General features: G+C 67.4%; 12 protein-coding genes. 6 read left to right on the top strand and 6 right to left on the bottom strand.

The features are described from left to right. The first annotated feature begins 2 nt into the window (after positions 1–2). The 5 genes from BN948_RS16390 to BN948_RS16370 are packed head-to-tail and all read left to right on the top strand — an operon-like array spanning position 3 to position 6,648. Positions 3–680, top strand: a complete 678-nt coding sequence (locus BN948_RS16390) for a TetR/AcrR family transcriptional regulator (protein ID WP_009519712.1) — start codon at positions 3–5, stop codon at positions 678–680. A gap of 42 nt (positions 681–722) precedes the next feature. Beyond that, positions 723–2,519 (top strand): acyl-CoA dehydrogenase C-terminal domain-containing protein, encoded by a 1,797-nt coding sequence (locus tag BN948_RS16385; RefSeq protein WP_009519713.1) that lies wholly within the window; start codon positions 723–725, stop codon positions 2,517–2,519. Between the two features lie 28 nt (positions 2,520–2,547). After that, the gene (locus tag BN948_RS16380) at positions 2,548–2,988 is read left to right on the top strand and encodes a DUF2147 domain-containing protein (RefSeq protein ID WP_009519714.1); all 441 of its coding nucleotides are present in this window, start codon (positions 2,548–2,550) and stop codon (positions 2,986–2,988) included. 28 nt (positions 2,989–3,016) lie between these two features. Next, positions 3,017–5,428, top strand: a complete 2,412-nt coding sequence (locus BN948_RS16375; RefSeq protein ID WP_009519715.1) for a 3-hydroxyacyl-CoA dehydrogenase/enoyl-CoA hydratase family protein — start codon at positions 3,017–3,019, stop codon at positions 5,426–5,428. Positions 5,429–5,439: 11 nt separating this feature from the next. Then, entirely contained in the window at positions 5,440–6,648 is a 1,209-nt protein-coding gene (locus BN948_RS16370) for an acetyl-CoA C-acyltransferase (RefSeq protein WP_009519716.1), read from the top strand. A 146-nt stretch (positions 6,649–6,794) separates the two neighbouring features. Here the strand turns inward: BN948_RS16370 and BN948_RS16365 are convergent, their stop codons facing one another. The 5 genes from BN948_RS16365 to BN948_RS16345 all read right to left on the bottom strand — a co-directional run bounded on the left by BN948_RS16365 (position 6,795) and on the right by BN948_RS16345 (position 11,449). Further along, positions 6,795–7,685 (bottom strand): branched-chain amino acid ABC transporter permease, encoded by an 891-nt coding sequence (locus BN948_RS16365; protein WP_236953967.1) that lies wholly within the window; start codon positions 7,683–7,685, stop codon positions 6,795–6,797. A gap of 97 nt (positions 7,686–7,782) precedes the next feature. Continuing rightward, complete coding sequence (locus BN948_RS16360; RefSeq protein WP_009519719.1) at positions 7,783–8,670, bottom strand: branched-chain amino acid ABC transporter permease; 888 nt, start codon at positions 8,668–8,670, stop codon at positions 7,783–7,785. A gap of 19 nt (positions 8,671–8,689) precedes the next feature. Continuing rightward, a complete protein-coding gene (locus BN948_RS16355) occupies positions 8,690–9,895 on the bottom strand; it encodes an ABC transporter substrate-binding protein (protein WP_035622618.1) in 1,206 nt (401 codons plus the stop codon). A gap of 61 nt (positions 9,896–9,956) precedes the next feature. Next, the gene (locus BN948_RS16350; protein WP_009519722.1) at positions 9,957–10,664 is read right to left on the bottom strand and encodes an ABC transporter ATP-binding protein; all 708 of its coding nucleotides are present in this window, start codon (positions 10,662–10,664) and stop codon (positions 9,957–9,959) included. Beyond that, positions 10,664–11,449, bottom strand: a complete 786-nt coding sequence (locus BN948_RS16345; RefSeq protein WP_009519723.1) for an ABC transporter ATP-binding protein — start codon at positions 11,447–11,449, stop codon at positions 10,664–10,666. The genes BN948_RS16350 and BN948_RS16345 overlap by 1 nt, the downstream gene beginning before the upstream one ends. A gap of 191 nt (positions 11,450–11,640) precedes the next feature. Here BN948_RS16345 and BN948_RS16340 point away from each other — a divergent pair, with 191 nt between their 5' ends. Then, positions 11,641–12,447: an acyl-CoA thioesterase gene (locus tag BN948_RS16340; RefSeq protein ID WP_009519724.1), complete on the top strand. Its 807-nt coding sequence runs from the start codon at positions 11,641–11,643 to the stop codon at positions 12,445–12,447. Positions 12,448–12,469: 22 nt separating this feature from the next. Here the strand turns inward: BN948_RS16340 and BN948_RS16335 are convergent, their stop codons facing one another. Further along, entirely contained in the window at positions 12,470–14,809 is a 2,340-nt protein-coding gene (locus tag BN948_RS16335) for a patatin-like phospholipase family protein (protein WP_009519725.1), read from the bottom strand. Positions 14,810–14,897: the final 88 nt, after the last annotated feature.

Genomic DNA, 14,897 nt, shown 5'->3' with positions numbered 1-14,897 from the left:
GCATGAGCGACACCACCGCCCGCCGCCCCCGCCGCGCCGCCACCACCGATGGCGGCGCGGCCAAGCCCCAACCCAAGGGCCAGCAGACCAAGGCCGCCATCGTCGACGCGGCGCTGGGTCTGGCCACGCAGATCGGTCTGGAAGGCCTGTCCATCGGCGCGCTCGCCGAGGTCATGCAGATGAGCAAGTCCGGCGTGTTCGCGCACTTCGGCTCACGCGAGGAGTTGCAGATCTCGGTGGTGCGCGAGTACCACACGCGCTTCGAGGACGAGGTTTTCTACCCCGCCATGGACGCCGCGCGTGGCCTGCCGCGCCTGCGCGCCCTGTTCGACAACTGGATGAAGCGCACCTCGGTCGAGATCGACTCGGGCTGCATCTATATCAGTGGCGCCGTCGAGTTCGACGACCGGCCCGGCCCCGTGCGCGACGCGCTGGCCAGTTCGGTGAGCACCTGGCAGGAGGCCCTGCGCCGCGCGATCGAGATCGCGGCCGAAGAGGGCCACCTGTCGGCCGACACGGACGCGTCACAGGTCGCCTTCGAAATCCACGGTTTGATTCTTGCCCTGCACTACGAGGCGCGCTTCCTGCGCAGCCCCGGCTGCATCGACCGCGCCTGGCGCGGTTTCGGCGCCATCCTCGAACGCAACGGCGCGCACCAGCCCGCCAGCCGCAAGAGCTGATTTTCTTTCCTCACTTCGACGAAACCACAGGAGAACCCACCCATGCCCGTCTACACCCCGCCGCTGCGCGATATGCAGTTCGTCATGCACGAGGTCTTCAACGCCGTCGACGAGCTCAAGGCCTGCCCCAACCACGCCGACATCGACGCCGACACCATCAACGCGGTGCTGGAGGAAGGCGGCAAGTTCGCGGCCGAGGTGACCTTCCCGCTCAACATCAGCGGCGACGAAGAAGGCTGCGTGCTCGACAAGGCCACGCACGAGGTGAAGGCGCCCAAGGGCTTCAAGGAGGCCTACGCGCAGTACGTGGAAGGCGGCTGGCCCGCGCTGTCGTGCGACCCCGAGTTCGGTGGCCAGGGCCTGCCCCTGATCGTGAACCAGTGCCTCTACGAGATGCTCAACAGCGCCAACCAGGCCTGGACCATGTACCCCGGCCTGTCGCACGGCGCGTATGAGTGCCTGCACGCGCACGGTTCGCCCGAGCAGAAGCAGCTGTACCTGCCCAAGCTCACCAGCGGCGAGTGGACCGGCACCATGTGCCTGACCGAACCCCACTGCGGCACCGACCTGGGCCTGCTGCGCACCAAGGCCGAGCCCCAGGCCGACGGCACCTACAAGCTCACCGGCCAGAAGATCTTCATCAGCGCCGGTGAGCACGACCTGGCCGAGAACATCCTGCACCTGGTGCTCGCGCGCCTGCCCGACGCGCCCGTGGGCAGCAAAGGCATCAGCCTGTTCCTGGTGCCCAAATACAAGGTGAAGGCCGACGGCAGCATCGGCGAGCGCAACGGCATCCACTGCGGCGGCCTGGAGCACAAGATGGGCATCCACGGCAACGCCACCGCGCAGATGGTGCTGGACGGTGCCGTTGGTACCCTGGTGGGCGAGCCCAACAAGGGCCTGCCGGCCATGTTCGTGATGATGAACGCCGCCCGCCTGGGCGTGGGCAACCAGAGCCTGGGCCTCACCGAAGTGGCCTACCAGAACGCCCTGGTCTACGCCAAGGACCGCATCCAGATGCGCAGCCTCTCGGGCGTGAAGGCCAAGGACAAGCCGGCCGATCCCATCATCGTGCACCCCGACGTGCGCAAGATGCTGCTCACCGCCAAGGCCTACGCCGAAGGTGGGCGCGCGCTGCTGATGTTCTGCACCCTGCTGCTCGAGAAAGAACTGCACCACCCCGACGAGAAGGTGCGCAAGGACAGCGCCGACCTCGCCGCGCTGCTCACGCCCATCGCCAAGGCCTTCCTCACCGACAACGGCTTCGAGGCCACCAACCACTGCATGCAGGTGTTCGGCGGCCACGGGTACATCAAGGAATGGGGCATGGAGCAGTACGTGCGCGATGCCCGCATCAACATGATCTACGAAGGCACCAACACGGTTCAGAGCCTGGACCTGCTGGGCCGCAAGGTGCTGGGCAACAACGGCGCCACGCTCAAGAAGTTCGGCAAGCTGGTGGCCGCGCTGGTGGAAGAAGAGGGCGTGAACGAGAAGATGGCCGAGTTCATCAACCCGCTGGGCTACCTGGGCGAGCAGATGACCAAGTTCACCACCGAGATCGGCTTCAAGGGCTTGCAGAACCCCGACGAGGTGGGCGCTGCGGCCGTGCCCTACCTGCGCGTGGCCGGCCACCTGGTGTTCGCCTACTTCTTCGCGCGCATGGCCCAGGCCGCGCTGCGCGCCATCGACGGTGGCAGCACCGACCCGTTCTACACCGCCAAGCTGCAGACCGCGCGCTTCTACTTCGCCAAGCTGTTCCCCGAGACGGCCACGCTGATGCGGCTGGCGCGTTCGGGGAGCAAGGTTTTGATGGACACGGATCTGGCGCTGGCCTGATCGAACGCTTCAACCCAAGGAGACCGCCATGTTGCTTAAGATGACGCTTGCCACCTCCCTGATCGCGCTGTCCGGCCTGGCCCACGCGCAGATGACGCCCACGGGCCTGTGGAAGACCATCGACGACGACTCGAAGAAGGAGAAGTCGCTGGTGCGCATCACCGAGAGCAACGGCGTCTTCAGCGGGCGCATCGAGAAGCTGCTCGACCCCGCCACCGACCAGAAGGCGGTGTGCGACAAGTGCAGCGACGACCGCAAGGACAAGCCCATCCTCGGCCTGGAAATCCTGCGCGGCATCAAGCAGGGCGAGAGCGACAAGGCCGTGTATGAGGGTGGCAGCATCGTCGACCCCAACAACGGCAAGAGCTACCGCGCGCGCCTGAAACCGGTCAACGGCGGCGCGCAGCTCGAGATGCGCGGCTACCTCGGCCCCTTCTTCCGAACGCAAGTCTGGCATCGCGTCGAGTGAGACCCTGTCAGCCATTCACGGAAACCACATGAACCGATTCAACGTCAGAAAAGTCGCCGTGCTTGGCGCGGGCGTGATGGGCGCGCAGATCGCCGCCCACCTCGTCAACGTCAAGGTGCCCGTTGTCCTCTTCGATCTTCCGGCGAAGGAGGGCCCGAAGAACGGCATCGTCACCAAGGCGATCGAGAACCTGAAGAAGCTCAAGCCCTCGCCCATCGGCGTGGCCGCCGATGCGGATCTCATCGTCGCGGCCAACTACGAGGAGCACATGGCCCTGCTGGGCGAATGCGACCTCGTGATCGAGGCCATCGCCGAGCGCATGGACTGGAAGCTGGACCTGTACCAGAAGATCGCACCGCACCTGGCCGCGCACGCCATCGTCGCGTCCAACACCTCGGGCCTGTCGATCACGAAACTGAGCGAGGCCCTGCCCGAAGCGATCAAGCCGCGCTTCTGCGGCATCCACTTCTTCAACCCGCCGCGCTACATGACGCTGGTGGAGCTGATCGCCACGCCCACCACGCAGCCCGAGATCCTCGACCAGCTCGAAACCTTCGTCACCAGCGGCCTCGGCAAGGGCGTGGTGCGCGCCAAAGACACGCCCAACTTCATCGCCAACCGCATCGGCATCGCCGGCATGCTGGCCACGATGAAGGAGGTGGAGAACTTCGGCCTCACCTTCGACGTGGTGGACGACCTCACCGGCAAGCGCCTGGGCCGCGCCAGCAGCGGCACCTTCCGCACCGCCGACGTGGTGGGCCTGGACACCATGGCCCACGTCATCAAGACGCTGCAGGACAACCTGAACGCCGAGACCGACCCGTTCTACGCCAGCTTCGGCACGCCGCCCGTGCTCAAGGCGCTGCTAGAGAAGGGCCACCTGGGCCAGAAGGCCAAGGCCGGTTTCTTCAAGAAGGTGGGCCGCGACATCCTGCGCTTCGATCTGGAGAGCGGCGAGTACGTGCCCTCGGGCGAGAAGGCCGACGAGGTCTATGGCCGCATGCTCAAGAAGCCCGCGGGTGAGCGCCTGAAGCTGCTGAGAAACAGCACCGGCCCGCAAGGCCGCTTCCTTTGGGCGATCCTGCGCAACAGCTTCCACTACGCCGCCGTGCACCTGGCCACCATCGCCGACACCGCGCGCGACGTGGACCTGGCCATGCGCTGGGGCTTCGGCATGAAGCAGGGACCCTTCGAGCTGTGGCAGGAAGCGGGCTGGCTGGAGGTGGCGAAGATGGTCCAGGAGGACATCGATGCCGGCAATGCGCTGAGCAGGGCGCCCTTGCCCGACTGGGTGTTCAAGGGCCCGGTGGTGGAATCGAATGGTGGTGCCGGTGGTGTGCACACCGCGCAAGGCTCGTGGAACCCCACGAAGGGTGTGTTCGAGCCGCGCCGCCAGTTGCCTGTGGTTGAGCGCCAGCTTTTCCCTGAGCTGCTGCTCGGCGAAGCCGGCCCGCGCTTTGCCGACGCCGGCACCACCATCGAAGAGACCGATGCGGTCCGGCTCTGGACGCTGGACAACGAGGTCCTGATCGCCAGCATCAAGACCAAGATGCACGCCATCAGCCCCGAGGTCTGCGAGGGCCTGATGCAGGCCGTGGAACTGGCCGAGGCGCGGTACCAGGGCCTGGTGGTCTGGTCGGGCGACGAGCCCTTCAGCGTGGGCGCTGACCTGCAGGCCATGCTGCCGGCCTTCCTGGCCGTGGGCGTGGCCGCCATCGAAGACGCCGAAGGCTTCATGCAGCAGACCATGCTGCGCCTGCGCTACGCCAGCGTGCCGGTGGTCTCGGCCATTCGCGGCATGGCGCTGGGCGGTGGTTGCGAGTTGGCCGTCTACAGCGGCAAGCGCGTGGCCCACATGGAAAGCTACGTCGGCCTGGTGGAAGTGGGCGTGGGCCTGATCCCCGGCGCCGGCGGCCTCACCTACATCGCGCGCCGCGCGGCCGAGAACGCCCAGGCCTCCACCGGCAAGGACCTGCTGCCCTTCCTCACCGAAGGCTTCACCGCCGCCGCCATGGCCAAGGTCGGCACCAGTGCGATCGAGTCGCGCAGCATCGGCTACCTGCTCGATTCCGACCTCATCGTGCCGCACAAGGACGAGTTGCTGTACGTGGCACTCAACGAGGCGAAAGCGATGTTCCGCGCCGGCTACCGCGCGCCGCACAAGCGCCTGTTCCCCGTGGCCGGCCGCGACGGCAAGGCCACCGTCATGGGCCAGCTCGTGAACATGCGCGACGGCGGTTTCATCAGCCAGCACGACTTCCACATCGCCAGCCTGATCGCCAACGTGGTCACCGGTGGCGACGTGGACCCAGGCACGCTGGTGAGCGAGGAGTACCTCATGACGCTGGAGCGACAGGCCTTCTGCGCGCTCATCACGCACCCGAAAACCCAGGAACGGATTCTCGGCATGCTCAACACCGGCAAGCCGGTCCGCAACTGAGGAGCCACGACATGAGCAAACAAGTTCAAGACGCCTACATCGTCGCCGCCACGCGCACGCCCATCGGCCGCTCGCACAAGGGCTCGTTCAAGCACCTGCGCCCCGATGACATGCTCGCCATCGCCCTGCGTTCGGCGCTCGCGCAGGCGCCGGGCCTGGACCCCAAGGCCATCGAAGACATCATCTGCGGCTGCGCCATTCCCGAGGCCCAGCAGGGCCTGAACGTGGCGCGCATCGGCGCCATCCTCGCGGGCCTGCCCAACAGCGTGGGCGGCATCACGGTCAACCGCTTCTGCGCCTCGGGCCTGTCGGCCGTGGCCATGGCGGCCGACCGCATCCGCGTGGGCGAAGCCGACGTGATGATCGCGGCCGGCACCGAAAGCATGAGCATGGTGCCCATGATGGGCAACTCGCCCAGCCTGTCGCCCGCCATCTTCGCCAACACGCAGGACGTGGAGCAGTACGGCATCGCCTACGGCATGGGCCTCACGGCCGAGAAGGTGGCGCAGCAGTGGAAGGTCTCGCGCGACGCGCAGGATCAGTTCGCGCTGCAGTCGCACCAGCGCGCGGTGATCGCCATGAAGAACGGCGAGTTCGCCAACGAGATCACGCCCGTGGAAGTGACCGAGCGCGACGTGGACCTGGAGACGGCCGAGGTGAGCAAGACCACGCGCACCGTGAGCCTGGACGAAGGCGCGCGCCCTGACACCAGCCTGGAGGGCCTGGCGAAGCTGCGCACCGTGTTCGCCGCGCGCGGCTCGGTCACGGCGGGCAACAGCTCGCAGACCAGCGACGGCGCGGGCGCGCTGATCCTGGCCAGCGAGGCGGCGGTCAAGCGCTTCGGCTTGAAGCCGCTGGCGCGCTTCGTCAGCTACGCCAGCCGCGGTGTGCCGCCGCACATCATGGGCATCGGCCCGGTGGAGGCCATTCCCGCGGCGTTGAAATACGCCGGCCTCAAGCAGGACGACATGGACTGGATCGAGCTCAACGAGGCCTTCGCGGCCCAGTCGCTCGCGGTCATCAACACCCTGGGCCTGGACCCGGCCAAGGTCAACCCCATGGGCGGCGCCATCGCCCTGGGCCACCCGCTGGGTGCCACGGGCGCCATCCGCTCGGCCACCGTGGTGCACGCGCTGCAGCGGCACCAGAAGAAGTACGGCATGGTGACCATGTGCGTGGGCATGGGGCAGGGCGCGGCGGGAATCTTCGAGCGCGTGTGACCACGCGCCCCCCCCGCGCCGCGCCTTCGGCGCGTCACCCCCCAGAGGGGGGCGGCACCTGCGGCCCGGCGAAGCCGGTTCCGCGGTGCCCTGGATCAAGAAACAAAGCGCCCCGTGGGGCGCTTTGTTTTTGGGGGATGCGCCGTTTACAACGGCTTCTTGATCAGGTTCGCGATCTCGCCCACCACCCCGCGGCGGAACGCCAGCACGCAGATCACGAAGATCACGCCCTGCACCACCGTCACCCAGGCGCCGAGCTGGGCCAGGTAGTTCTGCATCGACACGATGATGGCCGCGCCCACCACGGGCCCGAACAGCGTGCCCATGCCGCCCAGCAGGGTCATCAACACCACCTCGCCCGACATGCTCCAGTGCACGTCGGTGAGCGAGGCAAGCTGGAACACGATGGCCTTGGTGGCGCCGGCCGCACCGGCCAGGCCGGCCGACAGCACGAAGGCCAGGTGCTTGTAGCGGTCGGTGTCGTAGCCCAGCGAGGTGGCGCGCGCCTCGTTCTCGCGGATGGCCTGCAGCACCTGGCCGAAGGGCGAGTGCACCACGCGCCAGATGAGCAGGAAGCCGGCGATGAAGACGACGAAGACGACGGCGTACATGGCCAGGGGCTGGCTCAGGTCGATCAGGCCGAAGAGGTGGCCGCGCGGCACCGCCTGGATGCCGTCTTCCCCGCCGGTGAACTTCGCCTGCAGGCTGAAGAAGAACACCATCTGCGCCAACGCGAGCGTGATCATGGCGAAGTAGATGCCCTGGCGGCGGATGGCCAATGCGCCCACCACCACGCCCAGCAGCACCGCGCAGCAGGTGCCGAACAGGATGGCCAGTTCGGGCGTGAAGCCCCAGACCTTGGCCGCGTGCGCTGAGGCATAGCCCGCGCCGCCGAGGAACATGGCGTGCCCGAAGGACAGCAGCCCGCCGAAGCCGATGAGCAGGTTGAAGGCGCAGGCGAACAGCGCAAAGCACATCACCTTCATCAGGAACACCGGGTACACCACGGTGGGCGCGATCAGGAAGAACGCGGCCATGATGGCGAAGGCGATGGCCAGGGACGCGTTGCTGGCGGGGGCCTTGTGGGCGCTGCCCGCGTGGGCGATGGTGGTGGTCGTGGTGCTCATCGCGGCTTCACTTCTCGGTTCCGAACAATCCGGCGGGCCGGATCAGCAGCACGATGGCCATGATCACGAAGATGACCGTGCTGGAGGCCTCGGGGTAGAAGACCTTGGTGAGGCCTTCGATGATGCCCAGGCCGAAGCCGGTGAGGATGGCGCCCATGATGGAGCCCATGCCGCCGATCACCACCACCGCGAACACCACGATGATGAGGTCCGAGCCCATCTGCGGGCTCACCTGGTAGATGGGGGCGGCCATCACACCCGCCAGCGCGGCCAGGCCCACGCCGAAGCCATAGGTGAGCGTGATCATGCGCGGCACGTTGATGCCGAAGCCCTGCACCAGCGTGGGGTTCTCGGTGGCCGCGCGCAGGTAGGCGCCGAGCTTGGTGCGCTCGATGACGAACCAGGTGGACAGGCACACGATGAGCGAGGCCGCCACCACCCAGCCGCGGTAATTGGGCAGGAACATGAAGCCCAGGTTCTGCGCGCCCATCAACTGCTCGGGAATGGCATAGGGCTGGCCCGATGAGCCGTACTCGTGGCGGAACAGGCCCTGGATGATGAGCGCGACGCCGAAGGTGAGCAACAGGCCGTAGAGGTGGTCGAGCTGGTACAGCCGCTTGAGCATGAAGCGCTCGATCAGCACACCGGTGGTGCCGACCACGATGGGTGCGATCAGCAGCGCCCACCAGTAGCCGATGCCCAGCTTGTTGAGCAGCAGCCAGGCCACGAAGGCGCCCATCATGTACTGGGCGCCGTGCGTGAAGTTGATGATGTTGAGCAGACCGAAGATCACGGCCAGCCCCAGCGAGAGCAGGGCGTAGAACGAGCCGTTGATCAGCCCGATCAGCAACTGCCCGAACAGGGCCGCGGTGGGAATGCCGAAGATCTCGGTCATGCTCTGAACATCCTCTCGCTTACTTCACCAGCGGGCACTCGCCGTCCTTGAGGGGACGGAAGGCCTGGTCGGCGGGGATGGTGGCGCGGACCTTGTAGTAGTCGTACGGCCCTTTGGACTCCGAGGGCTTCTTGACCTCGAACAGGTAGGCCGGGTGGATCTTGCGGCCATCGGGACGGATGGTGCCCTTGCCGAACAGCGGGTCGTCGGTCGGCAGTTCCTTCATCTTGGCAATGGTCTTGGTGCCGTCATCGGTCTTGCCGGCATCGACCGCCTTCAAGTAGTGCAGCACCGAGGCGTAGACACCCGCGTGGTCGGCGCTGGGGTACTTGCCGCCGTTGCGCTCGGCGAAGCGCTTGCTCCAGGCGCGGGTCTGGTCGTTCAGGTCCCAGTAGAAGGTTTCGGTGAACACCAGGCCCTGCGCGGTGTTCAGGCCCAGGCCGTGAATGTCGGGCAGGAACACCAGCAGGCCGGCCAGGTTCTGGCCGCCCTTGACGATGCCGAATTCGGCCGCCTGTTTGATGCTGTTGATGGTGTCGCCACCCGCGTTGGCCAGGCCGATGATCTTGGCCTTGGACGACTGGGCCTGCAGCAGGAAGGAACTGAAGTCGCTGCCCGGGAAGGGGGTGCGTACCTTACCCAGCACCTTGCCGCCGTTCTTCAGCACCACCGCTTCGGTGTCGCGCTCCAACGCGTGGCCGAAGGCGTAGTCGGCGGTCAGGAAGAACCAGGTGTCGCCGCCGGTCTTCACGATCGCGCTGCCGGTGCCGTTGGCCAGCATCCAGGTGTCGTAGAGCCAGTGCACGGTGTTGGGGCTGCACTGCTTGCCGGTCAGGTCGGACGTGGCCGCGCCGGTGTTGACGAAGGCCTTGCCTTTTTCCTTGGTGACCTGGTTGATGGCCAGGGCCACGGAAGACGTCGGCACGTCGAAGATGGCGTCGACCTTCTCCACGTCGTACCAGGTGCGCGCCACGGTGGAGCCCACGTCCGGCTTGTTCTGGTGGTCGGCCGAGACGACCTCGACCTTGAGGCCCTTGTTGGTGGCCGTGTAGTCTTCCACGGCCATGCGCGCGGCCAGCACCGAACCCGGGCCGCCGATGTCGGCGTACAGGCCGGACATGTCGTTCATCACGCCGATCTTGACCACCCCGTCGGAGATCTGCGCCTGCGCAGCCCCCGCCGTCAGCAGCGCCGCGGCGGCGGTGGCCAGCAGCTTCGTCGTCATCCTCTTCATGTCGTCGTCTCCTTCAGTCAGTGTGAACGTGGAAAGACCCACCCGGCGTTGTTCAGACGCCGAGATACTCGTGCAACATGCCCATCTTCGCGTCGAGTTCGGCGGCGGTGAAGCCTTCGACGATGCGGCCATGTTCCATGACGTAGAAGCGGTCGGCCAGTGGCGCCGCGAATCGGAAGTTCTGTTCGACCATCACGATGGTGAAGCCGCGCTCGCGCAAGGTGCGGATGGTGCGCGCCAGGGTCTGCACGATGACGGGCGCCAGGCCTTCCGAGATCTCGTCGAGCAGCAGCAGCTTGGCGCCGGTGCGCAGGATGCGCGCGACCGCGAGCATCTGCTGCTCGCCGCCGGACAGGCGCGTGCCCGGGCTGTTGCGTCGTTCCTTCAGGTTGGGGAACAGCTCGTAGAGTTCGTCGAGCGGCATGCCGCCGTCGGCCACCACGGGTGGCAGCAGCAGGTTTTCCTCGCAGCTCAGGCTGGCGAAGATGCCGCGCTCTTCGGGGCAGTAACCCAGGCCCAGGCGCGCGACCTGGTGCGTGGACATGTTCACCGTTTCCTGCCCGAAGAGGCGGATGGAGCCGGTGCGCTTGCCCACCATGCCCATGATGGACTTGAGCGTGGTGGTGCGGCCCGCGCCGTTGCGGCCCAGCAGGGTCACCACCTCGCCGCGGTTCACGCGCAGGTCGACGCCGTGCAGGATGTGCGACTCGCCGTACCAGGCGTTCACGCCGCTGAGGTTCAGCAGTTCCTCGGTGGCCATCAGTGGGCTCCCTGCAGTTGCGCTTCGGCACTGCCCATGTAGGCCTCCAGCACCTGCGGGTTGGCCGACACGGTGGCGTAGTTGCCTTCGGCGATCACCTGGCCGCGCTGCAGCACGCTGATGGTGTCGGCAATGCTCGACACCACGTTCATGTTGTGTTCCACCATCAGCACCGTGCGGTTGGCCGACACCTTCTTGATCAGCTGCGTCACGCGTTCCACGTCTTCGTGGCCCATGCCCTGCGTGGGCTCGTCCAGCAGCATCAGCTCCGGCTCTGTGGCCAGCGTGGTGGCGATCTCCAGCGCGCGTTTGCGGCCGTAGGGCAGCTCCACCGTCACCCAGTCGGCGAACTCGGCCAGGCCCACGGTCTCGAGCAGCTCCATCGCGCGCGCATCCAGGCGGTCGAGCACCTTTTTGCTTTTCCAGAAGTGGAAGGACTGACCCGTGGCGCGCTGCAGGCCGATGCGCACGTTCTCTCGCACGCTCAAGTGCGGGAAGGTGGCCGAGATCTGGAACGAGCGCACCATGCCCCGGCGCGCCACCTGCGCGGACTTCTGCGCGGTGATGTCCTCACCGTTGTAGAGGATCTGTCCGCGCGTGGGAATGAGGAACTTGGTGAGCAGGTTGAAGACGGTCGTCTTGCCCGCGCCGTTGGGTCCGATGAGCGCGTGGATCTGACCCCGCTGCACGCGAAGGTTCACGTCGTTCACGGCCACGAAGCCCTTGAACTCCTTGATCAGTCCGCGGGCTTCGAGGATGCAGTCGTTGGGGGTGTTCGGTGCCATGTAGGAGGGGCATTGTGGGCATGCCACCCACATGAAGGATGAGGGGAAACCCCACGGGGCATGACCGCGCTGCTATGGAATTCAGGCTGCTGCAAGCTTGAGCGGTGCGCGCTGTCACACAGGCAACAGCTGGCAACTGTCAGCCGGCCGACAGTTCCGCTCGCGCACGCCGCTGGTGCACACTGCCGACGATGAACCCGCACGCTCTTGATCAGGCCATCGCACTTCACGCCACGGCACCCAACCGCTACACCGGCCGCACCGATCCGGCTTACGCGAACATGGTGGGGCCCTTCGGCGGCGTTACCGCGGCCACTGCGCTCAATGCCATCCTCCTGCACCCCGATCGCCTGGGAGAACCAGTGGCGCTCACCGTCAACTTCTGCGCCGCGCTGGCCGATGGCGATTTCGAGGTGGAGGCGCAGGCGGTGCGCACCAACCGGTCCACCCAGCACTGGGCGGTGAGCATCGAGCAGGGCGGCGAGACGGCGCTCACCGCCACCGCGCTGACGGCCACGAGGCGGGAGACTTGGAGCAAGCAGGAGGTGCGCGCGCCGCAGGTGCTGTCGCCGGCCGGCCTGGGCAAGCCGCAGGTGGTGGCTCCCGTGGAATGGGTGAAACGCTACGACCTGCGCTTCGCCGAAGGACCGATTCCGCGCGTGTGGGATGGCGACGGCGAGAACAGCCGCACCACGGTGTGGATGCGCGATGAACCGCCACGTCCGCTGGACTTTGCCAGCCTCACCGCGCTGTGCGACGTGTTCTACCCGCGCGTCTGGCGCCGCCGCGCCACGCGCGTGCCGGCGGGCACCGTGTCGATGACGGTGTACTTCCACGCGGGAAGCGCCGAGCTTGCCGCGGTGGGTGACAACTGGCTCATCGGCCAGGCCGAATCCAGTGCCTTTCGCAACGGCTACTTCGATCAGCGCGCCCAGGTGTGGAGCCAGGCGGGCTCGCTGCTGGCGACCACGCACCAGGTCGTCTACTACAAGGAATAGGGCGGCGGCGCAGCGCCGCCGCTCAGGGCCGCCCCAGGAACAGATAGAGCCCCGTGAACCCCTTCGGCGCGCTCACCACGCTCAGGTACAGCGGGCCGATGCCGGTGTCCGCCCCCACGAACAGGCTGCCGCCGGCCAGCAGGTTGCTGAACGACACCTCGCGCCGGTCCAGCCAGGCATTGCCCGCTTCGATGGAGCCGCCCACGAACAGCGCGCGCGCGACGCCCACGTTCCAGGGCAGGCGTCGGTAGTACGTGAGGCGGCCGAAGGCCAGGTAGTTGCCCGCCACCTGGCCCGAACGGAAGCCCGAGAGGTTCTGGAAGCCGCCCAGCGAGTACTCGTCGATCGCGCCGATGGGAATGTTGTTGGCGTGCGCGAAACGCAGGCCCATGTTGAAGGTGTGCTCGCCGATGCTGCGCACGCCCGTGAACGAGCCCTCCACGCGCGCGAAGCTGCTGCGCTCACCGTCGCGCACGTGGCGCCGGCCCACCACCACTTCGCCGAAGGCGCGGTAGCCGCGCGAGGGGAAGTTGGCGAAGTCGAGCTGATCGGCCATCACGGCGGCGCGCACGCCGGCCTCGCGCCAGTGCACGTTCAGCACCTCAGGCAGGATGTCGAAGCCGGGCTGCACCAGCTCCAGCTCGGACTGCCGCGCGCTCGTGACCACGCCCAGGCGCATCTCGCCCACCGATCCCTGGCGGCCGATCTGCCAGCCGATGTCGGCGCCCAGCCGCAGCGACTCGCGCTGGATGCGGGCCAGCGGGCGGCTTTCGCTGTCGTAGAGATCCACCTTGCGCACGGTGATGTCGCCGTAGCCGGCGACGAAGGTGCTGCCCGTCAGGCCCAGCGGCTGGTAGATCTCGGAGTACAGGCCCAGCGTCTCGCCGAGCTGCACGCGGTTGCGCCACTCGGTGCCGCTGGGCGTGAGCCAGTGCCGGTTGTGGCTGATGCGCAGGTTGAACGCGCCCTCGCCGCGGAAGTCGGTGCGCAGGTCGATGCCCACGCGCAGGTAGTTGGGGCCCCAGTTGTTCTCGCGCAGGCCCACCACCAGGTCCTCGCCACCGCTGTCCGGGTCGCGCACCAGGCGGTAGTCCACGCGCTCGTAGTCGCCGCTCGCGGCCAGGGCCTCCATGTCGTGTTCGATGACGCTGACGTCCGCGCGCTGGCCCTTCAGGTGATCGAGCCCCACGCCCAGGCGCTCGGCGCGCGCCTCGTCCACGCCCTCGAAGCGGATGCCCGAAATGGTGCCCACGCGCGTGGCGTTCAGCTCGCTCTGGGTGCGCCGCGTCGCGGTCCACGCCACGTACTCGCGTTCGCCCACCGAGAAGCGCTCCAGCGCGGCCACCACGGTCTGCGCGTATTCGTTGCCCAGGCGCACCAGTTCCTTCGCCTGGTCGAAATCGGCCGACGTCAGCTTGCCCAGTGGCGGCGTCAGCAGCAGGTCGCGCGGCGTGAGCATGGCGATGCTGGCCTTGACGTTCTGCTCGGTGAGGATGTGCACCATCTGCGTGGTGATGCCCACCAGCGAGTACAGCGTCTCGCGCCCGGCCAGCGGCGTGCCGATGTTCACCGCGATGATCACCTCGGCGCCCAACTCGCGCGCCACGCTCACCGGCAGGTTGTTCACCAGGCCGCCGTCGCCCAGGATGCGCCCGTCCAGCCCCAGCGGCGAGAACACGCCCGGCACCGACATGCTGCCGCGCAGCGCGGCGGCCAGGTCGCCGCGGTCCATCACCACCTCCTGGCCGGTCTCCATGTCGGTGGCCACCGCGCGAAAGCGCGTGGGCAGCGCATCGAAGCTGCTCAGGTGGCGCGTCGGCAGGGTGTAGCGGCGCAGCAGCATCTCCAGCGAGCGCGAGGACACCGCGCCGGTGGGCAGGCGGAACTCCCCGTCGCGAAAGCCCAGCAACAGCACGGGCGAGAGCTCGAAGTCCTCTTCCTTGCGGCGCTGGGACAGGATCTGGCGCGGCTGGCGCGTGTTGAACAGGCCGTTCCATTCCACCGACAGGATCTCGCGCTCGAGCTGCTCGCCCGTCATGCCGCTGGCGTACAGGCCGCCGATGATGGCGCCCATCGAGGTGCCCACGATCAGGTCCACCGGCACGCGCGCGGCCTCCAGTGCCTTGATCACGCCCACGTGCGCGAAACCGCGCGCGCCGCCGCCGGAGAGCACCAGGGCCACGCGGGGCCGCGGTTGCGGGGGCAGGGGCGTCTGGGCGGTGGGGGCCGTCGGTGCCGCCTGGGCTTGTGGCAGCTTGTCCTGCGCCTGGGCCGTGGCGGCTGACAGACCCAGGCCCGGCAACAGGAACGGCAGCACCAGCAGGAACAGCGGTCGCGACGGACGGGGCAGACGAAGGCGCATGAGCGTCGTGTGAGAGACAGGTCGAGGGAGGCAAGTCTAGGGTGCGCCGGGGGCCTTCGTGGTAACTTGCCCGGCTGCTGTTTTCAAC

Source organism: Hydrogenophaga intermedia, from assembly GCF_000723405.1.
Classification (GTDB): domain Bacteria; phylum Pseudomonadota; class Gammaproteobacteria; order Burkholderiales; family Burkholderiaceae_C; genus Hydrogenophaga; species Hydrogenophaga intermedia.
This window is presented reverse-complemented; position numbering and strand designations above follow the sequence as displayed.